Source organism: Yinghuangia sp. ASG 101, assembly GCF_021165735.1.
Classification (GTDB): Bacteria; Actinomycetota; Actinomycetes; order Streptomycetales; family Streptomycetaceae; genus Yinghuangia.
On sequence record NZ_CP088911.1, the window covers coordinates 1,315,931 to 1,337,003 of the forward strand.

The following is a 21,073-nucleotide window of genomic DNA, read 5'->3' on the forward strand; positions in this document are numbered from 1 at the left end:
CCCACGGCGGCTCGGCGGGCCGCGCCGCGGCGGAGCCTCGTCACAAGCCCGGCCCGCTCAGCACGCCCTCCGTGCGCAGCTTCTCCACCTCGTCCGTTTCCAGGCCCCACGCCGCGAGCCGGGAGGGCGTCAGCATCCCCGGTGCGCCGCCCGTGCGGGACGGGGTGCGGGAGAGCCGCGGTGCGGCGGCGGGTTGGGGGGTGCCGTCGCGTTCGACGTAGGTGCCGCGCGCGGCGTTGTGCGGGTGGGCTGCGGCTTCGGTCCAGGTGAGGACCGGGGTGACGCACGCGTCGGTGTCCTGGAAGACCTCCGTCCACGCGGCGCGCGTCCGTGTGCGCAGGATTTCGGCGAAGCGGGCCCTGAGCGTCGGCCACCCGTCGCGGTCCGTCTGGGCGGGGAGTGTGCTCGGGTCGAGGCCGAGCCCGGCCAGGAAGCGGGCGTAGAACTGCGGTTCGATGCAGCCGACCGCCATGTGGCCGCCGTCGGCGGTCTCGTACACGTCGTAGAAGGGCGCGCCGGTGTCGAGCAGGTTCGTCCCCGGCTCATCCGACCACGAGCCGTTGCCGCGCATGCCGTGGACGAACGCGCCGAGGGCCGCGGAGCCGTCCGTCATCGCGGCGTCGACGACCTGGCCGCGGCCGGACCCCCGCGCCTCCAGCAGAGCGGCGAGAATCCCGAACGCGCAGAACATCGCCCCGCCGCCGTAGTCGCCGACGAGGTTGAGCGGCGGCACCGGTCGTTCACCCGCGCGGGTGAACGCGTGCAGGACGCCGGAGATCGCGATGTAGTTGATGTCGTGTCCCGCCCGCGGGGCGAGCGGACCGTCCTGCCCCCACCCGGTCATGCGGGCGTAGACGAGCCGGGGGTTGCGGGCGAGGCACGCGTCCGGGCCCAGGCCGAGGCGTTCGGTGACGCCGGGGCGGAAGCCCTCCACGAGGACCTCGGCCGCGGCCGTCAGCCGCAGCACGGCCTCGACGCCCTCGGGCCGCTTGAGGTCGACCTCGAGGCCGCCGAGCCGGCCCCGGCCGACGACGAGATGCGGCATGCCGCCCGCGCCGGGGCGGTCGATGCGGATGATGTCCGCGCCCGCGTCCGCGAGCAGCATGCCCACGAACGGCCCGGGCCCGATGCCCGCGAGTTCGACGACTTTGATCCCCGACAGCGCACCCATGGTGTCCTCCCGAACGCCCGCCGACCCCGGTCGCGACCTGCCCGCCGGACCGGACCGGCGGGACTATGCCTGATACAGTCAAGCATAATCTTGCCTGACACAATCAAGCTTTTCGCGCGCCGACGGATCCTCGTCAGGAACTCTGTTTCACCCGAACGGGCGAAACCGGAACCCGGGACACCGGAACGCGGCCGGACGCCGCCCCGACCGGCGGCGTCACCGGCATACGGCGCCGGTTGCGCCCGACGGCCGCCCGCCACGCGCCCGCGCGGAGCCCTATCTGCGCGGTTCGTCGACCGAACGGCGCTGCCCCGGCGGCGCGGTGTCGGCCAGGTGCACGGTCTCCAGGGCGATCAGCAGATCGAGGCGCAGCCGGGAGTCCTGCGTGAACGGACCGACCAGCCGCTCCAGTTTCCCGATGCGGTAGCGCAGCGTGTTGTAGTGCACGAACAGCCGCCGGGAGGTCTCGGCGACGTTGAGGTTCGTCTCCAGCAGCACGTGCAGCGTGCGGCGCAGCTCCCCGGCCTCGGGGTCGTCGCCCGCCGCGAGCGGCCCGAGGACTTCCCCGGCGAACCGCTCCAGTTCGCCGTCGGCGGGCAGCATCGCGAGCAGCCGGAACACCCCGAGCCGGTCGAAGTCGGTGACCGCGCCGGGCCCTTGCAGCCGACGCCCGGCCTCCAGCGCGCGGTGGGCCTGTTCGTACGCCCCGGGCAGCGCCTCGATGCCGCACGCGGGCCGGCTGATGCCCGTGGTGAACGTGCGCGGAAGGCGCGCGCAGGCCGCGCGGACGCGCGCCGCGGCGTCCCGGCCGACGGCCGCGGCGGTGGCCCGGCCGCCGCCCGCGTACGGGGCGGTGATCAGCGCGACGATCTCGCCGGGATATCCGGCCACCACCGCGTCGGGGTCGGCGACGCGCAGGGCGGAGGCCCACGCCGCGGTCAGCGCGTCCTGATGGCGGCGCAGGCCCGCCGCGCTGTCGCCCGGCAGCGGGTCGGGCTGCGCGACGACGACGGTGACCTCGCGCGCGAGGAGCGCGCCGAGGCCGTGCGGCGGCAGCCACCCCGGGTCGGCGAGGCGGCCGGTGAGCAGGTCGCGCACCAGGTCGGCCCGGTATTTGATCTCGCCCGCGTCGGCTCCGGCGTCGGCCGCGGCGCGGGCGAGCCGCCCGGCGACCGCGAGGGCCTGGGCCGCGGCGGGCAGCAGCACCCGGGACAGGCCCAACTCGGCCTCCCCGGCGTACTCGTCGGCCGGGGCGACGCCCCCGGTGCGCGGCGGCGCGACGGTCTGCTCCGGGGCGCCGCCGGCCCGCGCGATCGCCGTGCCGTGCCCCGGTTCCGGCGGGTCGCCGGGCCGCACGGCCGGACGGCGCGGGTCGGCCTCGCGCCCCGGCGGGCCCTGGGTGCTTTCCGGGGGAGGGATCTCGGTGGCCTCCGCCCCCGTATTCGCCCGGGGTCGGCGTCTGGTCGGCAATGTTCGTACCGTTTCGCGTGTGCCGGTGCCCGCGGCCTGGGTCGAGCTGACCACCCCGGAACCGCCGACCGCCCCCGTCTTGGCGACCTTGGCCACCCTGCCCGCCTTCCTCTTGACCGCGTTGTCGGCGTCCCGCCCGGTCGCACCCGTGGCGCCCGCCGCGGCGTCGGCGACTCCGCCGACACCGCCACCGGACCGGACCGGAGGCCGCCTTCCGGTGGCAGCGGAGGGGGAGTCCCCTCCGATGCCCATGCACCGACCGTATCGGCGCGAACACACCCGCGTCAGCTCCTCCGGGGGCGCGCAGGCAGCGCGCCACCGGTGTGCGCCGGGCGCGTGCGCCCGCCCGCCGGAGTCTTCCCGCGCTCACTCGCGACGGCAACTCACGGGCCCCGGCCTCTACTTCGTGGGTACCATGGGATGTCGATCAGGTACCCGCGGAACACCCTCCGTCACCGACGAATCCGTCACTTTGCCGAAATTCCCGGCGGCGAGCCGGGTGGCGGCGCAACCACTCCCGTCCTCAAGGCATTTCCCCGTCGGCCCCCGCATTTCCCCTCATATTCCTTCGGATTCCGGACAGTCGCGGACACGGTCCGTGTGCGTCGGGTATGGCGCCGCAACTCGCCGGAGCGACCGGCTCCTTGCGGCCCGGCACCTTCCGAGACGGCGCGAAAACCCCGTCCGACACCGGGAATCCCGATTCGAGAGTCCCGCCTTCGGGACTGTTCGCCGAGGTTGCGGGGCAAGACCCAACAAGAAGCCGCCACCCAGAGAGATCCACGAACGACACCGGCCGACCAAGTCCGGTCAGGGACCGTACCGCTCCGGAACGCACCGAACGCGGCGCGACTCGGGCCGGGGGGAGGGAGCCGACATGGCGCACACCGCACGGGCGCCGCAGGCCGGAGGCACGGCCGAACACGCGTGGCTGCGCGGCATGGACGCCTACGTCGCCGGCGAGTACGGCCACGCCGAGACGGAATTCCGCACCGCCGTCGACCACGACCCCGGCATGGCCGACGCGTGGTTGGGCCTGCACGCGCTCAAAGTCGACGTCGCGGGCGCCCTCGTCGCGATGCACCGCCACCGCGGCCGGTTCGGCGAACAGCGCCTGCGGTACGGCCGTCCGCTCAATTCGTGGTACTGGCTCGGCTGGTGGGTGCAATTGGTCCTGGAGACCCCGCGCGACCTCGCGCTCGCCCACGCGTCGCACTGGCTCGACGGCCGGCACCTCCCCGAACTCGACGCCGCGCTCGCCCACTGCCCCTCCCCCGACAACGACGCGGCCACCCGGTTCCTGCTCGCGTGCCGGGCCTACCTCGGCAAGGACTGGCGGCAACTCCTCCGGCACACCAGCGGCTTGGAGGACGATCCGCTGCTCGGCGTGGAGGCCGGGTTGTTCGCCGGGATGGCCCGGGTGCGACTGGGGCTGTACGACAAGGCCGAGCACGTCCTCGCCACGGCCCTCGCCCGCTGCCGGTCCGAACACCCGCAGCGCAAGGAGCTGCGCTACTGGCTCGCGCGGGCGTACGAGGAGACCGGCCGCGCGCCGGCCGCGCGCCCCTTGTACCGCGCCGTGCACCGGGCCGACCCGGGCTTCATGGACACCGAGGTACGCCTGACCGCACTCGACGACGAGGCCGCCGACACCGTCCCGACGCTGCTCGCGTACGACACCGGCACCCGGCTCGGCGGAGGCGGAACCGGCTCGGCCACCCCCGTCCCGCCGCACGCCGCGGCACCGACGGCACCGGGCTCGGGCGGCGGCACCGGATCCGGCATCCCGGTACCGCGCGACGCGGGCCCGGAACCGGCGGCCCCCCGGAACCCCGCGGAACCCTCGGACCGGCCCGACGCGTTCCTCCCGCCCGACACGCCGCCACCGGACCCCTCGGACCCCTCGGACAGCTCGGACCGGCCCGGGCGGTGGACCGGCGGTGAGCCCCCGGAGCGCTCGGGCCCGCCGCGGGCGGACGGCGACTCCCCCGGCACGGGCGGCACGCCCCCGGCCCGCGGCGGCGCACCCGCGAACGGCGGCTCCCCGGCCGCCCCCGCACCCGCCGCGGCAGCCGCCGAAGATCTCGCGTCCGCCCTCGTCGAACTCGAGCGGATGGTCGGCCTGGAGCCCGTCAAACAGCAGATCCGGGCCCTGTCCGCGCAGATGCGCATGAGCAGGCTGCGCACGGCACGCGGTCTCCCCGCCACCGCGCCGATGCGGCACTTCGTGTTCTCCGGACCGTCGGGCACCGGCAAGACCACCGTCGCGCGCCTGCTGGGCCGCATCTTCCACGCACTGGGCCTGCTGGAATCCGACCGGCTGGTCGAGGCGCAGCGGCCCGACCTCGTGGGCGAGTACCTGGGCCAGACCGCGGTCAAGACCGGCGAGTTGATCGACTCCGCGCTGGGCGGCGTGCTGTTCGTCGACGAGGCGTACGCACTGGCCGGCCACGGCTACGCGAAGGGCGACGCGTACGGCGACGAGGCCGTCCAGGTGCTGCTCAAACGTGCCGAGGACGACCGCGACCGGCTGGTCGTGGTGCTCGCGGGCTACCCCGAGGGCATGGACCGCCTGCTGGCCTCCAACCCCGGGCTGCTGTCGCGGTTCGCCGCGCGCGTCGAGTTCCCCAGCTACGACGACGCCGAGCTGGCCCGCATCGCCGACCACCTGGCCGCGACCGGCGGCGACGTGTGGGACGACGACTGCCGTGCCGAGCTGCGCAGCATCATGGCCTACGTGCACGAGCAGGGCTGGGTCGACGAGTTGGGCAACGCGCGGTTCGTGCGGACGCTGTACGAGAAGGCGTGCGCGTACCGCGACCTGCGCCTGGTCGGGCTGCCCGGCGATCCGGACGGCGACGAGCTGACGACGCTGCGGCTGCCCGACCTGGTCCAGGCGTACGGCGAAACGGCCGCCGGGCGTTCCTGAACCGTCACGACCGACGGCGCTCGGACGATCCGCGCGTCACCCGTTCGGGGTTCACTCGAAAGATGCCCGGGTGAATCCCGAACGGGTGAAGCGCGCGGGCTTTCGCGCCGCACGCGACCGGCCGATCACGCCCGGGTGGGCTCGACGCCGCCGAACCTCTCGACCAGGTCGCGCAGTTCCGACGCCGCCGCGATGGCCTTGTCGCGGCCGTTGGACGTCTGGATGCCCATCGCGGCCAGCGTCTCGCCGTCGGACAGGTCCAGGAACACCCACGGGTCCCCCTGCCGCAGCGAGACCCGCACGATCTCGGCCCACTCCAGCCGGCGCACGCGCAGCAGGTTGACCACGGTGACGCCGTCCCGGGTCGCGACGACCTTCGGGCGGCCGAGCACGAGCATGAAGCACAGGCCGAGGACGCCGGTGACCACGATCCCGGCACGCGACCCGAGGTTCCAGCCGCCTTCCTCGGGCAGGGCGACCGCGAGCACGGTGAGCCCGGCCAGAATCACCAGGCCGACCACCCGGGTCAGCAGGCGGCTGCGCGCCGGATACCAGGTGCGCGGGAGCCCGGTCTCCCCGAAGGTGTCGCCGCGGGGTGCGGGGTTGTCGCCGGTCACAGCGATGTGCTCCATGGTGTGCTGGCCGCCTCGCGCTCAGATCCGGCAGGCGTGGATCCCGGTGACCAGGATCGCGCGGGCCCCGATCTCCCACAGGTCGTCCATGATCCGCTGCGCCTCGCGGCGCGGGACCATCGAGCGCACGGCGACCCACCCCTCGTTGTGCAGCGGCGATACCGTCGGCGACTCCAGGCCGGGGGTCAGGGCCACGGCCTCCTCGACCCGTTCCGCGCGGATGTCGTAGTCCATCATCACGTAGCGGCGGGCCACCAGGACGCCCTGCAGGCGGCGCAGCAGCTGGTCGACGCCGGGGCTCGGCTCGGCGTCGACGCGGCGGATCAGCACCGCCTCGGATTCGAGAATGGGCTCGCCGATGAGTTCGAGACCGGCCTGGCGCAGCGTGGTGCCGGTGTCCACCACATCGGCGATGACGTCGGCGACGCCGAGCTGGATGGCGGTCTCGACGGCGCCGTCGAGTTTGACGACCGCGGCGGCCTCGATGCCGAGTTGGTCGAGGTGGCGGCGGACGAGGCCGACGTACGACGACGCGATGCGCATCCCCGTCAGGGCCTTGCCGTCGGCGAAGTCGGTGACCGTCCCGGCGGGCGCGGCGTAGCGGAAGTTGGCGGCGCCGACGCCGAGTTGCAGGATCTCCTCGGCTTCCGCCCCGGAGTCGAGCAGGAGGTCGCGGCCGGTGATGCCGACGTCGAGGCGGCCGGATCCGACGTACACCGCGATGTCGCGCGGGCGCAGGAAGAAGAACTCGACGTTGTTGTCGGGGTCGACGAGCACCAGTTCGCGGCTGTTGGCGCGCTGGCGGTAGCCGGCCTCATGGAGCATCGCCGACGCAGGCTCCGAGAGCGAACCTTTGTTCGGGACGGCGATGCGCAGCATGAGGGGACCTTCCTCCATTTGAGTGGTGTCTCCGGCGCCGGAGGCTCACGCGGACCGGCGCCGGAGGACGCGCGGCGTCGTGGCGACGCCGCGTTCGATGCGTCCGAGGCGCCCTGGCGGCGCCACGGGTGCACGGTTCACAGGTGAGCGTATACGTCCTCGAGGGTGATGCCGCGAGCGACCATCATGACCTGGAGGTGGTACAGCAGCTGCGAGATCTCCTCCGCGCAGCGGTCGGCGCCCTCGTGTTCGGCCGCCATCCACACCTCGGCGGCCTCTTCGACCACCTTCTTGCCGATGCTGTGCACGCCTTGCCGGACGAGCTCGACGGTACGCGAACCGTCTTGTCCGGACGCGGCTTTCTCCTGAAGCTCCGCGAAGAGCTGGTCGAACGTCTTCATCGAGGGGAACCGACTTCTCACTGGGTTCGAGGGCTGGTGGCCCGGCGGCGGTGCGGGCGCGCGGCATCCCCGCGTCCATGGCGGGCGGCCGGCGGCTGCGCCGTCAGTGCGACGGCGCAGCCACTGTACGCAAGGCCACGACGGTGGCGACCGCCGCGGTCGCGGCCTCGCGGCCCTTGTCCTCTTTGGACCCTTCGATGCCCGCCCGGTCGAGTGCCTGCTGTTCGTTGTCGCAGGTGAGCAGGCCGAATCCGACGGGCACGCCGGTGTCGAGCGCGACCCGGGTGAGGCCGTCGGTGGCGGCGGCGCACACGTAGTCGAAGTGCGGGGTCCCGCCGCGGATGACGACGCCGAGCGCGACGACGGCGTCGTATCCGTTCTCGGCGAGTGCCTTGGCGGCGATGGGGAGTTCGAACGCTCCGGGGATCCGGACCACGGTGGGCTCGGCGGTGCCGAACTCGCGCAGTGCGGTGAGCGCGCCGGCGAGCAGGCCGTCCATGACCGTGGTGTGCCACTGCGCGGCGACGATCGCGACGCGCAGGCCCTCGGCGCCTTCCACGGTGAGCTCGGGGGCTCCGTTACCACTCATGATCGGTTGGTGTCCTGTTTCTCGTACGGGTGGCGGGTGTCGTCGGGGGCGGGGCGCGTGCTCAGCTGACGCTGTGCGGCGTGGCGTCGGCGGGCTCCAGGGGTTCGAGCCACGGCAGGTCGTGCCCCATGCGGTCGCGCTTGGTCATCAGGTAGCGCAGGTTGTCGGCGGTGGCGTTCACCGGAAGCGGGAGGCGTTCGGTGATCTCCAGGCCGTAGCCCTCCAGTCCGGCGCGCTTGGCCGGGTTGTTGGTGAGCAGCCGCATGGAGCGCACGCCGAGGTCGGAGAGGATCTGCGCGCCGGTGCCGTAGTCGCGGGCGTCGGCGGGCAGGCCGAGTTCGAGGTTGGCGTCGACGGTGTCGTGCCCGTTGTCCTGGAGCTGGTACGCCTGGAGTTTGTGCAGCAGGCCGATGCCGCGGCCCTCGTGTCCGCGCATGTACAGGACGATGCCGCGCCCGGCGGCGGCGACGGTCCGCAGCGCGGCGGCGAGCTGCGGGCCGCAGTCGCAGCGCAGCGAGCCGAGGACGTCGCCGGTCAGGCACTCGGAGTGGACGCGCACCAGGACGTCTTCGCCGTTGCCGATGTCGCCGGTGACGAGTGCGATGTGCTCGACGCCGTCGAGGGTGCTGCGGTAGCCGATGGCCCGGAAGTCGCCGTACGCCGTGGGCAGCCGGGTCTCGGCGGCGCGCTCGACGGTCCGCTCGGTGCGGCGGCGGTACGCGATGAGGTCGGCGATCGACACGATCTTCAGCCCGTGCTCGCGGGCGAACGGCACCAGCTGCGGAAGCCGGGCCATGGACCCGTCGTCGTTGACGATCTCGCAGATCGCGCCCGCGGGCGGCAGCCCGGCGAGGCGGGCGAGGTCGACGGCGGCCTCGGTGTGGCCGGGGCGCACGAGGACGCCGCCTTCGACCGCACGCAGCGGGAAGAGGTGGCCGGGGCGGGTGAGTTGGTCGGCGCGCGTGTCCGGGTCGGCGAGCAGCCGCACGGTGTGCGCGCGGTCGGCGGCGGAGATGCCGGTGTCTATGCCGTCCTTGGCGTCGACGGACACGGTGAACGCGGTGCCCTTGTGGTCCTCGTTGACCTGCGTCATCGGCGGCAGCCTGAGCCGGTCGAGGTCGGGGCCGGCCATCGGCACGCACACCACGCCGGAGCTGTAGCGGATCATGAAGCCCATCAGCTCGGGCGTCGCGAGGGCCGCGGCGAAGATGAGGTCGCCTTCGTTCTCGCGGTCCTCGTCGTCGACCACGACCACGGCCTGGCCGTCGGCGAGGGCTTTGACGGCGTCCTCGATCGAGTCGAGCGTCAGGTCGGGCGGCGGGACGTCGGTCGCGCTGCCGGACGCGTCGCCCGAGGCGCCGCCCGTCACGTTGGTGTCGCTCACGACCGTGCTCCTTCCACGTGCCGCACCGACGCGGCGTTCGATTCCTGCGGGCCGGGCGTCGGCAGCCGCGCGCGGGGCGGGGGTCTGCCGGGGGTCGTGCGCGGCGGGGGTGCCCGGGGTGTTCGGGGTGCTCGTTGGCTGGGGGGTGTCAGGGGGGTTCATGACGGTTCTCCGGCGGGTGCGGTCGCGGGACCGCCGTGGGTCTGGAGCCGCTCGACGTATTTGGCGATGACGTCGACCTCGAGGTTGACCGGGTCGCCGGGCCGCTTCACACCGAGCGTGGTGAGCGCGAGGGTGGTGGGGATCAGGCTGACGGTGAAGCGGTCGGCCCCGGCGTCGACGACGGTGAGGCTGATGCCGTCGACGGTGATCGAGCCCTTGTCGACGACGTACCGTGCGAGTTCGGCGGGCAGCGAGATCTCGACGACCTCCCAGTGCTCGCCCGGGGTGCGGGAGATGATCGCGCCCATGCCGTCGACGTGGCCCTGGACGAGGTGGCCGCCGAGGCGACCGCCGAGCGCCATCGGGCGTTCGAGGTTGACGCGGGAGCCCGCGGCGAGGGCGCCGAGGCTGGAGCGCCGCAGCGTCTCGGCCATGACGTCGGCGGTGAACGTCGCGTCCACGGGGTCGATCTTCTCGTCGACGACGGTGAGACAGACGCCGTTGACGGCGATGGAGTCGCCGTGCCGGGCGCCCGCGGTGACGAGCGGTCCGCGCACGGTCAGTCGGGCGGAGTCACCGAGCTGTTCGACGGCCACGATCTCGCCGAGCTCCTCCACGATTCCGGTGAACACGCTAGGACTCCTTCGCAGGGTTGGTGCCGCCTGGGGTGAAGCCGTCGGCGGGGTGCGGCTGCCGCGCGGTGCCGGGAGCGGCGGCGCCGGGAGGGTCGGTCCCGGGAGGGGAGCCGACCGCCGGCCGTGCGGTGACGCGGATGTCGCCGTCGAACCGGTCGCCGGCGGCGACTTCGTCGACGTTCCACCGCAACGCGTCGGTGATGGTGGTGATTCCGGCGGCGCCGAGCGCGGCGGGCCCGGCACCGAGCAGGACGGGGGCGAGGTAGCCGACGATCTTGTCGATCAGGCCGGCGGCGGCGTACGCGCCCGCGAGCGTGGGGCCGCCTTCGAGGAGGACCCCGCGGACGCCGCGCGCGTACAGGGCCTTGTTGAGGGCGGGCAGGTCGACGCCGCGGCCGTCGGCGGCGCGGGGCAGCGGCACGATCTCGGCGCGGTCGGCGACGCGGGCGGCCAGGGCGGCGGCGGCCTCGGGGGCGAGGTCGTCGGCGGTGGCGACGACTGTGGGCGCGGCGTCGTCCAGGACGCGCGCGGCGGCGGGGATGCGGCCGGCGGTGTCGATCACGACCCTCAGCGGCCGGCGGCCGGTCGCGCGGGCGGCGTCGCCGCGGACGGCAAGGTGGGGGTCGTCGGCCAGCAGGGTTCCGGAGCCGGCGACGATCGCGTCGACGGTGGCGCGCAGGGCGTGGACGTCGGCGCGCGAGGCCCGCGACGTGATCCAGCGGCTGGTGCCGTCGGCCGCGGCGACGCGGCCGTCGAGTGTCGCCGCGTACTTCCAGGTGGTGAACGGGCGGCCGAGGCGGGTCGCGGTGAGCCACGCCTCGTTGCCGCGGGCCGCTTCGGCGGCGAGCAGGCCGCCGGTGACCGCGACCCCGGCCGCGCGCAGGACGTCGGCGCCGCCCGCGGCCTGCGGGTTCGGGTCGGAGACGGCGTAGACGACACGGGCGACGCCCGCGTCGATCAGGGCTCCGGTGCACGGCCCGGTGCGGCCGGTGTGCGCGCAGGGTTCGAGGGTGACGAACGCGGTGCCGCCGCGCGCCCGGTCTCCGGCGGCGCGGAGCGCGGCCACCTCGGCGTGCGGGCCGCCCGCGACCGCGTGGAATCCCTCGCCGGCGACCGCGCCGCCGGCGTCGAGGACGACGCAGCCGACGACGGGATTGGGGCTGGTGGTGCCGAGGCCGCGCGCGGCGAGCGCGATCGCGCGCCGCATCAGCGCCTCGGCCTCGCGGCCTTCGTGGGCCGCCGCCTCGCCGGACACCCGGCCTCCTCCGCGTCGTCGCAGCGTTGCCGCGTCCGCGTGGACCGGGGAGACATACGGGCAGCGCGTGCCGGGCCGAGGCACGGCACAACACGGCATGGGCGCGCGGGTACGCAGGACCGCACGCCGACGCCGCCGCCCGCGCGCTGCCTCCCATCCGGACTTTCACCGTCGGCACCGGAATTCCACCGGTTCGGCCGGCCGACGCCTCCGTGGTGGAGGACGACGGTCGGTTCGCGGGCTTTCACCGCCGGTTCGGATTTTCACCGACCCCGGAGCGCGCGTACGTGACATTCGTACACCTGGAAGTGTGCCATGTCGGGCCATGTACTTGACCTGAGGGCTCCTGTGTGTTCCGTCACGCACACACCTTGTGATGATCCAGTCATGTGACGGACAGTCAGATGTGTGACGGTAAGCCGATGGCCCGTACCGAGCGCTCCGCGGACGGCGGAAACGATCCGGCACCCGCCGCGCGCCGCCTGACCGGGCGGGGCGAGGGTCGGTTTCCGGCCCGATGCCCGGCGGCGGCACCGGAGATGGCACCCTGTCCCCATGGCCAAGCCGCAAATCAATCCGAGTATCCTCAGCGCCGACTTCGCCCGCCTCGCCGAGGAGACCGCGAAGGTCTCCAACGCCGACTGGCTGCACGTCGACGTCATGGACAACCACTTCGTCCCGAACCTGACCCTCGGGTTGCCCGTCGTGGAAGCGATCATGAAGGCGTCCGACACCCCCGTCGACGCGCACCTGATGATCGAGGACGCCGACCGCTGGGCGCCGGCGTACGCCGAGGCGGGCGCGGGCAGCGTCACGTTCCACGTCGAGGCCGCGGCGGCACCGGTACGGCTGGCCCGCACGATCCGCGCGGCGGGTGCGCGCGCGGCGATGGCCCTCAAGCCCGCGACCCCGATCGAGCCCTACGAGGACCTGCTCCCCGAGCTGGACATGATCCTCGTCATGACGGTCGAACCGGGCTTCGGCGGACAGAAGTTCCTCGACATCATGCTGCCGAAGATCCGCCGCACCCGTGAGCTGATCGGCAAGCACGGCCTGGACCTGTGGCTCCAGGTCGACGGCGGCGTCTCGGCCGAGACCATCGAGCGCTGCGCGGACGCCGGGGCGGACGTCTTCGTCGCCGGCTCCGCGGTCTACGACGGCCGCGACCCGGGTGCCGCGGTCGACAAACTCCGCGCCCTCGCCGACCAGGCGACCGGCCAGGCCGCGTGGGCCTGCGGCCACTGACGCACCCACACGAGCGGCGTCGCGCACGGCGACAGCGGGGGTCGTAGCCGATCCCGCCGGACGCCGTGCGCGACGACCGGATACCGGCGCGGAGTCGTCGGCACGGGTGTCCCGCACAGTCTCGGACGACGTCGGGGCAGGTCTCGCACCACATCGGCGCGGAGCCTTCGCGCCACCGCGCCGCGAGGTGCCCCGCACGGTCGCGGGCGTAGCCGGTGCCGCTCGTGCGCCGTGGGCGACATACGCGCACCGACTCATCGGCGACCCATGCGCCGCACTGCCACGGGCCGGGACCGCGCGGCGTGCGGATACCGGCTCGTCGGCGACGGCTGTCGGGCGCGGCATTGTGCGGGGCACCGACGCCGTAGAGACGACCGCGGCGCGCAGGGCTCCACGCGAGGCGTGCGGCGCGGAGCCGCCCACGTCCGTCTTTCGCGGCGTGGGCGGCTTGGCGCGGGTCGGCCGGGCTCAGCCGTCCCGGCGGAGCAGGGCCAGGTACATCGCGTCGGTCCCGTGCAGGTGCGGCCACAACTGGACGTCCGGGCCGTCGCCGAGGTCGGTCACACCCGGCAGGTGCGCACGCGCGTCGAGGCGCGTGAAACCGCTGCCCGCCCCGGTGGCCAAAACGTCGTCGACCACCGCGCGCGTCTCGGCCCGGTGCGGTGAGCAGGTGACGTACGCGACGACTCCGCCCGGCCGCACCGCGCCCAGTGCCGAGGTGAGCAACCGGCGCTGGAGCGGCCCGAGTTCGCCGATGTCCTCGGGGCGTCGGCGCCACCGGGCCTCGGGGCGCCGGCGCAGCGCGCCCAGGCCGCTGCACGGCACGTCGGCGATGACCCGGTCGAAGACCCCGGGGGTCCAGAAGGGCCGCGTCCCGTCGCCCGTGACGACCTGGTGGCGCGACCGGCGGCCGAGGGCGTTGCGCACCAACCGCGCGCGGTGGTGGCGGCGTTCGACCGCGAGAAGGGACACGTCGCGTTCCGTCGCGATCGCGCCGAGCAGCCCCGCCTTGCCGCCGGGGCCCGCGCACAGGTCGAGCCAGCGGGCCTCGCCCGCCGCACCGCCGAGCGGCGCCGCGGCCAGTGCCTGGGCGACGAGCTGACTGCCTTCGTCCTGCACTCCCGCGCGTCCGTCGCGGACCGCCGGGATCGCCCCGGGGTCGCCCTCGGGCAGCACCGCGGCGAGCGGCGACCAGCGGCCGGGGGCGGCGCCGGCGGCATACAGCTCGTCGAGCGTGACGCGGCCGGGGCGCGCGACCAGCGTGACCGCGGGCGGGGTGTTGTCGGCGGCGAGCAGCGCCTCGATGCCGTCGCGCCCGCCGCCCAGCGCGTCCCAGAGGGCCTCGACCACCCAGCGGGGGTGCGAATGGACGACGGACAAGTGCCCCTCGGGGTCGTCGTCGTACGGCGGGGCCACCTCGGCGAGCCACGCCTCCAGGTCGCGCGCGGCCACCTTGCGCAGCACCGCGTTGACGAACTTCGCCCGGCCGTCGCCCAGCACGCCGCGCGCGAGTTCGACGGTGGCCGAGACCGCGGCGTGGCTCGGGATGCGGGTGGACAGCAGCTGGTGCGCGCCCAGACACAGCACGTCGAGAACGGGAGGGTCGACGTCGCCGATCGGGCGGTCGACGCAGCGGTCCAGGATCGCGTCGTACGTGCCCTGGCGGCGCAGCGTGCCGTGCACCAGCTCGGTGGCCAGCGCGGCGTCGCGGCCGGTCATGCGCCGGTCGCGGAGCAGACCCGGCAGCACGAGGTTGGCGTACGCGTCGCGCTCGCCGACCAGGCTCAGCACGTCGAACGCGGCCCGGCGGGCGGCGTCGGGCTTGGGCCGGCGGTACGTGCGGCCGGCCTTGCCGGGCGCGGCGGCCCGGTCGGTGCGGCCCTGGTGGGCGGAACGGGTCACGTGGTCGCCGCCGCCTCGCCGAACCGCTCGCCCGCCTCGGGCCGCACACCGCGCGCCCAGTCCACGGCCGCCATCAACCGCTTGCCCTGCGGCTGCACCTCGGTCAGCTCGATCGCGTGGCTGCCCGTCCCGACGCGGACGGCCTTGCGCTCGACCGCGATCTCCCCCGGCGCGAGCGCGGTGTCGCCCGCGCGCAGGCGTACCGGCGCGAGTTTCAGCCGCTCGCCGCGGAACAGCGTCCACGCGCCCGGCGCGGGGGTGCAGCCGCGCACGACGCGGTCCACGCGCATCGCGGGGGCGGCCCACTCCACGCGCGCGTCCTCGACCATCACCTTCGGTGCGAGGGACACGCCGTCGCCCGGCTGCGGCACCGCGACGAGCGTGCCGTCGTCGAGGCCGTCCATCGTCGCGACGAGCAGGCGGGCCCCGGAGCGCGACAGCCGCTCCAGCAGGTCGCCACTGGTGTCGGACGGGCGCACGTCGTCGGTCACGCACCCGAACACCGGGCCCGAATCGAGGCCTTCCTCGATCAGGAACGTACAGGCGCCGGTGACGTCGTCGCCCGCCATCACCGCGTGCTGCACGGGCGCCGCGCCGCGCCACGCGGGCAGCAGCGAGAAGTGCAGGTTGACCCAGCCCCGCACCGGGATGTCCAGCGCCGCCTTCGGCAGCAGCGCGCCGTACGCCACCACCGGGCAGCAGTCCGGGGCGATCTCCCGCAGGCGTGCCAAGAACTCCGGGTCCCGGGGGCGTTCCGGGCGCAGCACCTCGATGCCCGCGTCCGCCGCGCGCTCCGCGACCGGGGACGGGCGCAGCTTCCGTCCGCGCCCGGAGGGCGCGTCCGGGCGCGTCACCACGGCGACGACCTCGTGCCGCGACGCGATGAGCGCCTCCAACGACGGAACCGCGACCTCGGGGGTCCCCGCGAAAACCAGCCGCATCGCGATCAGAGCGCCCTTCCGAAGGTGCTGTGCGGCGACACCTTCACCGTCGGCGGCGCCTGCCCCGCCCACTCCGCTTCCCGGATGGCCCGGAGCGCGGCCTTGCGGTTCTCGCGGTCGAGGCGGTCGATGAACAGGATCCCGTCGAGATGATCCGTCTCGTGCTGGATGCACCGGGCCAGCATTTCGGTGCCGTCGATCGTCACCGGGTCGCCGTGCATGTTGAAGCCCTTGGCGACGACGCCGAACGCGCGCTTGGTGTCGAACGTGAGCCCCGGAAGCGAGAGGCAGCCCTCCGCTCCGTCCTGCTCCTCGTCCGTCAGGTTCAGATCCGGATTGACGAGGTGGCCGATCTCGCCGTCCACGAAGTACGTGAAAACGCGTAGCGACACGCCGATCTGCGGCGCGGCCAGGCCCGCGCCCGGGGCGTCCGTCATCGTGTCGGTCAGGTCCTTGACCAGGACCCGCAGCTCTTTGTCGAAGACCGTCACCGGATCCGCCGCGGTTCGCAACACCGGATCACCGAAAAGGCGGATCGGTTGGACTGCCACGTAAGAACTCCCGTTCGAGCGGAGACACCTGAGTCGGGGCCGCGCCCCACAATCAGCCCAGTCTACCGACGCCGCCGCGGCCCCCGGCCCGCCCGCGCGCACTCCCGAACCCCCGTCCCGTGCCGCGGTCTTCCCGGCGCGGCCGGGCGGCACCGCTCCGGCGGGTCCGGGGGACGCCGGGCGGAGCGCTCCGAGGATCCGACGCCGCGGGCCGTCGTCGTCACCGGCGGCGGAGGCGGGACCGCGCTCCGCGAGGGCGGGGTCAGCCGATGTCGAGGGGATCCATGCGGATCCACACCGGCTCGGGTGCGCCACGGGACATCCACAGGGCCCGCACGGACTTGAGCGCGGCGGCCAGTTCGGCGCCGCGGCCGGGAGTGACGCGCAGGAGGACGCGTTCGCGGCGGTCGTCCTCCGGCGGCCCGGAGGTCGCCGGGTCGGGACGGCGGGTCGCATCCCACAGGTCGGGGGGCGCCGGGGGGCGGTGTATCGCGGCCCGGGCGGCGGCCGACTTCGCCCGACCGCCCGACCGTCGCGGCCGGGTCGCGGGGTCGGGCCGGCGCGGCAGCGGGGCCGCGGGCACGGGGCCGAGCACGTCGGTGCCGTCGGGGAGGCGGATGAGCCGCATGATCTCCGCGACCGCGGCCGGCGGCCCGGTGATCGACGCCATGCGGCTGACGGGCGGCAGGCCCAGCTCGGCCCGCTCGTCCAGCTCGGTGCGCGCGTAACCCTGCGGGTCCCAGCGCACCAGCGCCTGCACGGGCCGCAGCGCCGGTTCGGCGAGGATGACGACCGTGCCGCCGTCGGGAGCCGGGCGCACCAGCGCCGCGGCGCCGAGCCACCGGCGCAGGGCCTCCTCGCCGGCGCGCAGGTCGGGGCGGCCCAGGAGCAGCCATCCGTCGAGGAGCAGGGCCGCCGCGTAGCCGCGGTCGGCGACGGGTTCGGCGCCGGGGGTGGCGACGACGAGGGCGGGGGTGTCGGGGACGGACGTGAGCACGGCGTCGCGCCCGGACGTGCGTACCGGCACGCGCGGGAACGCGCGCCCCAGCTCCTCCGCGGTCCGCCGGGCGCCGACGACGTTCGCGCGCAGTTCGGGGCTCCCGCAGGCGGCACACCTCCAGCCGACCTGGTGGCGACCGCACCACGTGCAGGCCAACGCGCCTGCCGCGTCGGTGAGTTCGAGGGGCCCGGCGCAGGCCTCGCAGCGCGCGACCTCGCGGCAGCGCCGGCACGCGGCCCGGGGGATGTAGCCGCGCCGGGGCACCTGCACGAGCACCGGCCCGGTGTCGAGCGCACGGCGGGCAACGTCCCACGCCATCGTGGGCAGGCGCGCGGCGCGGGCCCCCTCGTCGCGGGCGAGGTCGAGGTCGCCGATGGTGCGGACGAGCGGCGCCGCGGCGCGCACCTCGGGGCGGGGCGCCTCGACCGGCTGCGCCCAACCGGAGCGGACGAGTTGGGCGGCGTCGACCGAGGTCGTGAGCCCGCCGACGACGAAGGCGGCCGGTTCGCGCAGGGCGCGCACGGCCAGGACCTCGCGGACGTGGGGGTGGGGCGCGCGGGGTTCGGAGTGCGCGGTGTCCCCGTCGTCCCAGAGCGCGACGAGGCCGAGGTCGGCGACCGGCGCGAACATCGCCGCGCGGGTGCCGATGACGGCTTTGACCGTGCCGCGGCTGACGGCGAGCCAGCGGCGGTAGCGCTCCTCGGGCCCGGCGTCCGCGGTCAGGGCGATGTGGCGGCCGTCGCCCAGGAGCCGGGTGAGCGCGTCGTCGACGCGGGCGACGGCCTTCCCGTCGGGGAGGACGACGAGCGCGCCGCGTCCGGCGGACAGCGTCGTGGCCATGAGCGCCGCGATCTCGGCGGGCCAGGTGGGGCCGGGCAGCGCGGTCCACACGGTACGCGGGCTCTCGCCGGCGGCGAGCGCGTCGAGCAGCGCGGGCCCGTCGGCGTAGCGCGCCCATGTTCCGGTGTCCGGCCGGGCCGGTGCGGGGCGAGGCTCGGCGGCGGGTTCCGCCTCGACGCGGGCGTGCCGGGGCGGCAGGGCGAGCGAGAGCACGTCCGCGAGCGTCCCGGCGTACCGGTCGGCGACGCTCCGCGCGAGGTCGAGCATGCGTTCGGGGAGCACGGGCTCGGGCGACAGGACGCGTTCGATGCGGGCGAGGGGTCCGGGGTAGTCGCTGGTCGGCAGGCGGTCGACGACGATAGCGTCGATCAGCCCGCCGCCGCGCCGCCGGTTGTCGGCGACGTGCCCGCCGAACCGCACCCGGACGCGCACGCCCGGTCGGGCGGTGTCGGACATCGTCTCGGGGACGGCGTAGTCGAAGTACTGGTCGAGATGCGCGAGACCCTTGTCGACGACGACGCGCGCGACCGGCAGCTCGGCGGCGAGCGCCGGGGGCCGCTTGGGTTGGGCGGTCTTCGCGGCCTTGCGCGCGGCGGACACGGCGATCTCCAACTGCTCCGCCGGGGCCTCGTCCGGGGCAGTCGGTGTGTCGTTCGGCTCCCCCGCGCGTTGCTCACCCACCCTGGCATTTTCGCAGATCAGAGCGACACGGCCGAAGCCGCGCGACGCGCCGGTACGAGCGGAGTCAGTCGGGGGGCGTGCCGTGTCTGCGCACGCACAGTTCGACGGCCCCGAGCACGGACGCCGGGGGCCCGAACACCCAGATCGGCCAGAAGTACACGGGCCCGTGGGTGATGAGCACAAGGAGCCAGATCCCGGTGTTCACGGCCGTGACGGCGAGGACGGCCGTCCACAGCGCGCGCAGGACCTCCCGCCCGGAGACCGAACGGCGATGCCTTTCGGCGGGCGCGTCGTCGCGATCCTCCGACGGCGGTGTGCGGGGCCGGTGCCGCCGGAGATCGACGGGCAGCGAGCGCGCCTCGGCCTCGCGGATCAGGGCGACCTCGTACGCGAGGTGCTCGGGAGGCGGCAAGTCCTTGAGCAGCCGGGCGAGTTCCCCGAGAGTGACCGCGGCATAGGCGATCCCGACGCGCTCGGCGTATTCGTCCAGCGTCAGGCGCCCCTGGTCGTGATGGATACGCAGCAGCTCGACCGCCGCCTCGCGATCGACATCGGATGCCCGCATGGCCGGTTGCGTCAGCATGCGTTCGAGGCTAGGCAGAGACGCCGCGCCCGGGGATGGGGCTAACCCCACTCTTTGCGCCGCCGGTCACGACGAAGTCCCGGAAGACACCGCCGGATCGCCCGCGGACACCGGCGGCGGCCGGGCCGACGAACGCGGTCGCGACGGCCCGACAGCCGCCGCCCGGACGGCCGCTCCCGGCTCCGCGTCGCACCGTGGTTGTGGTGGCAGCCGGCATCGCATCCGCTCCGACACCGCCCGGACGGCCGCTCCCGGCAGCGCGTCGACATGACCGTGGCGCCATCGGCGTCCCACCGGGTCCGACACCGCCCGGACCGTCGCTTCCGGCCGCGCACCGGGGGCGCCGCCGCACAGCCGACACGACCCGCACGGCACAGCCGCGTCACCCACGCCCTTCGGAGCGCGGCGCCGCCTGGTTTCGCCACTCGCCGCCCGCCCCCGCTGTGCCGCGCCCGCGGCACACGCGCCCGCGGCCCGCCGACCGGTGTCCGGTCGGCGGGCCGCGGGATGTGCGTGGGACTTCGGCGCCGGGGTGTCAGCCGCTCAAGGCCGCCTTGAGGGCGTCGACGCGGTCGGTGCGCTCCCAGGTGAAGTCGGGGAGGTCGCGGCCGAAGTGGCCGTACGCGGCGGTGGCGGTGTAGATCGGGCGGAGCAGGTCGAGGTCGCGGATGATCGCCGCGGGGCGCAGGTCGAAGACCTGGGTGACGGCCGCCTGGATGCGTTCGACCGGCAGCGACTCGGTGCCGAAGGTCTCGACGAACAGGCCCACAGGCTCGGCCTTGCCGATGGCGTATGCGACCTGCACCTCGCAACGCCGGGCGAGGCCCGCGGCGACGATGTTCTTCGCGACCCAGCGCATCGCGTACGCGGCGGAGCGGTCGACCTTGGACGGGTCCTTGCCGGAGAACGCGCCGCCGCCGTGCCGGGCCATGCCCCCGTACGTGTCGATGATGATCTTGCGGCCGGTGAGGCCGGCGTCGCCCATCGGGCCGCCGATCTCGAACCGGCCGGTCGGGTTGACGAGGAGGCGGTAGCCCTCGGTGTCGATCGTGAGACCCGCCAGCTCCGGCTCGACGACGTACTCGCGGATGTCGGGGGCGAGGAGCGACTCGAGGTCGATGTCGGCCGCGTGCTGCGACGAGACGACGACGGTGTCGAGGCGGACCGGGCGGTCGCCGTCGTACTCGATGGTGACCTGCGTCTTGCCGTCGGGGCGCAGGTAGGGGATGGTGCCGTTCTTGCGGACCTCGCTCAGGCGCCGCGACAGCCGGTGCGCGAGGGTGATCGGGAGCGGCATCAGCTCGGGGGTGTCGTCGCAGGCGTAGCCGAACATCAGGCCCTGGTCGCCCGCGCCCTGGCGGTCGAGTTCGTCGTCATCGCCCTCGACACGCGCCTCGTACGCGTCGTCGACGCCCTGCGCGATGTCGGGGGACTGCGAGCCGATGGAGATCGACACACCGCACGATGCGCCGTCGAACCCCTTCTTGGAGCTGTCGTAGCCGATTTCGAGGACGCGGTCGCGGACGATCGTGGGGATGTCCGCGTAGCCCTTGGTCGTCACCTCTCCGGCGACGTGGACCTGGCCGGTGGTGATGAGCGTCTCGACGGCGACCCGGGACGTGGGGTCCTCTTTGAGGAGCGCGTCCAGGATGGAGTCGCTGATCTGGTCGGCGATCTTGTCCGGGTGACCTTCGGTCACGGACTCCGAGGTGAACAGTCGGCGCGACACTTCGCTCCCTGGGGTTGCAGCGGCTGCTGGCTGATGACGACGCGCGCGTATAACGCGTGGTCACCGGATTTCTGGCCCGAGTGTAGCCGCAAGG

Annotated in this window: 17 protein-coding genes and 1 riboswitch; of the genes, 2 read left to right on the plus strand and 15 right to left on the minus strand. The window is 74.5% G+C overall.

Annotated features, from left to right (window positions below; translation table 11 throughout):
• Nucleotides 1-40 precede the first annotated feature (40 nt).
• Together LO772_RS05300 and LO772_RS05305 are read right to left on the minus strand one after the other, a co-directional pair.
• A complete protein-coding gene (locus LO772_RS05300) occupies nt 41-1,171 on the minus strand; it encodes a CaiB/BaiF CoA transferase family protein (protein ID WP_231777193.1) in 1,131 nt (376 codons plus the stop codon).
• A 276-nt stretch (nt 1,172-1,447) separates the two neighbouring features.
• Nucleotides 1,448-2,893 carry a PucR family transcriptional regulator gene (locus LO772_RS05305; RefSeq protein WP_231777194.1) on the minus strand — a complete coding sequence of 482 codons (1,446 nt, stop codon included), beginning with the start codon at nt 2,891-2,893 and terminating at the stop codon, nt 1,448-1,450.
• A 625-nt stretch (nt 2,894-3,518) separates the two neighbouring features.
• Between LO772_RS05305 and LO772_RS05310 the strand changes: the two genes are divergently transcribed.
• Nucleotides 3,519-5,570, plus strand: coding sequence for an AAA family ATPase (locus tag LO772_RS05310; protein WP_231777195.1), 2,052 nt, complete (start codon nt 3,519-3,521; stop codon nt 5,568-5,570).
• 125 nt (nt 5,571-5,695) lie between these two features.
• Here LO772_RS05310 and LO772_RS05315 read toward each other — a convergent pair whose 3' ends face one another.
• From LO772_RS05315 to ribD, 7 genes are all read right to left on the minus strand, one after another.
• Nucleotides 5,696-6,202, minus strand: a complete 507-nt coding sequence (locus LO772_RS05315; protein WP_231777196.1) for a PH domain-containing protein — start codon at nt 6,200-6,202, stop codon at nt 5,696-5,698.
• A gap of 21 nt (nt 6,203-6,223) precedes the next feature.
• The gene (hisG, locus tag LO772_RS05320) at nt 6,224-7,081 is read right to left on the minus strand and encodes an ATP phosphoribosyltransferase (protein ID WP_231779422.1); all 858 of its coding nucleotides are present in this window, start codon (nt 7,079-7,081) and stop codon (nt 6,224-6,226) included.
• Nucleotides 7,082-7,218: 137 nt separating this feature from the next.
• On the minus strand, nt 7,219-7,482 hold the full coding sequence (locus LO772_RS05325) for a phosphoribosyl-ATP diphosphatase (protein ID WP_231777197.1): 264 nt from the start codon (nt 7,480-7,482) through the stop codon (nt 7,219-7,221).
• 103 nt (nt 7,483-7,585) lie between these two features.
• Entirely contained in the window at nt 7,586-8,071 is a 486-nt protein-coding gene (gene ribH, locus LO772_RS05330) for a 6,7-dimethyl-8-ribityllumazine synthase (protein ID WP_231777198.1), read from the minus strand.
• 61 nt (nt 8,072-8,132) lie between these two features.
• Entirely contained in the window at nt 8,133-9,380 is a 1,248-nt protein-coding gene (locus LO772_RS05335; RefSeq protein ID WP_231779423.1) for a bifunctional 3,4-dihydroxy-2-butanone-4-phosphate synthase/GTP cyclohydrolase II, read from the minus strand.
• A gap of 233 nt (nt 9,381-9,613) precedes the next feature.
• Nucleotides 9,614-10,249, minus strand: coding sequence for a riboflavin synthase (locus LO772_RS05340; RefSeq protein WP_231777199.1), 636 nt, complete (start codon nt 10,247-10,249; stop codon nt 9,614-9,616).
• Between the two features lies 1 nt (nt 10,250).
• A complete protein-coding gene (gene ribD / locus LO772_RS05345; RefSeq protein ID WP_231779424.1) occupies nt 10,251-11,459 on the minus strand; it encodes a bifunctional diaminohydroxyphosphoribosylaminopyrimidine deaminase/5-amino-6-(5-phosphoribosylamino)uracil reductase RibD in 1,209 nt (402 codons plus the stop codon).
• 189 nt (nt 11,460-11,648) lie between these two features.
• Nucleotides 11,649-11,792, minus strand: a riboswitch (FMN riboswitch).
• 270 nt (nt 11,793-12,062) lie between these two features.
• Between ribD and rpe the strand changes: the two genes are divergently transcribed.
• Nucleotides 12,063-12,752, plus strand: coding sequence for a ribulose-phosphate 3-epimerase (rpe, locus tag LO772_RS05350; RefSeq protein ID WP_231777200.1), 690 nt, complete (start codon nt 12,063-12,065; stop codon nt 12,750-12,752).
• A 468-nt stretch (nt 12,753-13,220) separates the two neighbouring features.
• Here the strand turns inward: rpe and LO772_RS05355 are convergent, their stop codons facing one another.
• From LO772_RS05355 to metK, 6 genes are all read right to left on the minus strand, one after another.
• Nucleotides 13,221-14,654, minus strand: coding sequence for an RsmB/NOP family class I SAM-dependent RNA methyltransferase (locus LO772_RS05355; RefSeq protein ID WP_231777201.1), 1,434 nt, complete (start codon nt 14,652-14,654; stop codon nt 13,221-13,223).
• Nucleotides 14,651-15,595 (minus strand): methionyl-tRNA formyltransferase, encoded by a 945-nt coding sequence (gene fmt, locus LO772_RS05360; RefSeq protein WP_231777202.1) that lies wholly within the window; start codon nt 15,593-15,595, stop codon nt 14,651-14,653. Before fmt ends, LO772_RS05355 begins: the two co-directional genes overlap by 4 nt.
• A gap of 5 nt (nt 15,596-15,600) precedes the next feature.
• Entirely contained in the window at nt 15,601-16,146 is a 546-nt protein-coding gene (gene def, locus LO772_RS05365) for a peptide deformylase (RefSeq protein WP_231777203.1), read from the minus strand.
• Between the two features lie 262 nt (nt 16,147-16,408).
• The gene (locus tag LO772_RS05370; protein WP_443089368.1) at nt 16,409-18,667 is read right to left on the minus strand and encodes a primosomal protein N'; all 2,259 of its coding nucleotides are present in this window, start codon (nt 18,665-18,667) and stop codon (nt 16,409-16,411) included.
• Nucleotides 18,668-18,731: 64 nt separating this feature from the next.
• Entirely contained in the window at nt 18,732-19,250 is a 519-nt protein-coding gene (locus LO772_RS05375) for a DUF1707 SHOCT-like domain-containing protein (RefSeq protein WP_231777204.1), read from the minus strand.
• A gap of 535 nt (nt 19,251-19,785) precedes the next feature.
• Nucleotides 19,786-20,979 carry a methionine adenosyltransferase gene (metK, locus tag LO772_RS05380; protein ID WP_231777205.1) on the minus strand — a complete coding sequence of 398 codons (1,194 nt, stop codon included), beginning with the start codon at nt 20,977-20,979 and terminating at the stop codon, nt 19,786-19,788.
• Nucleotides 20,980-21,073: the final 94 nt, after the last annotated feature.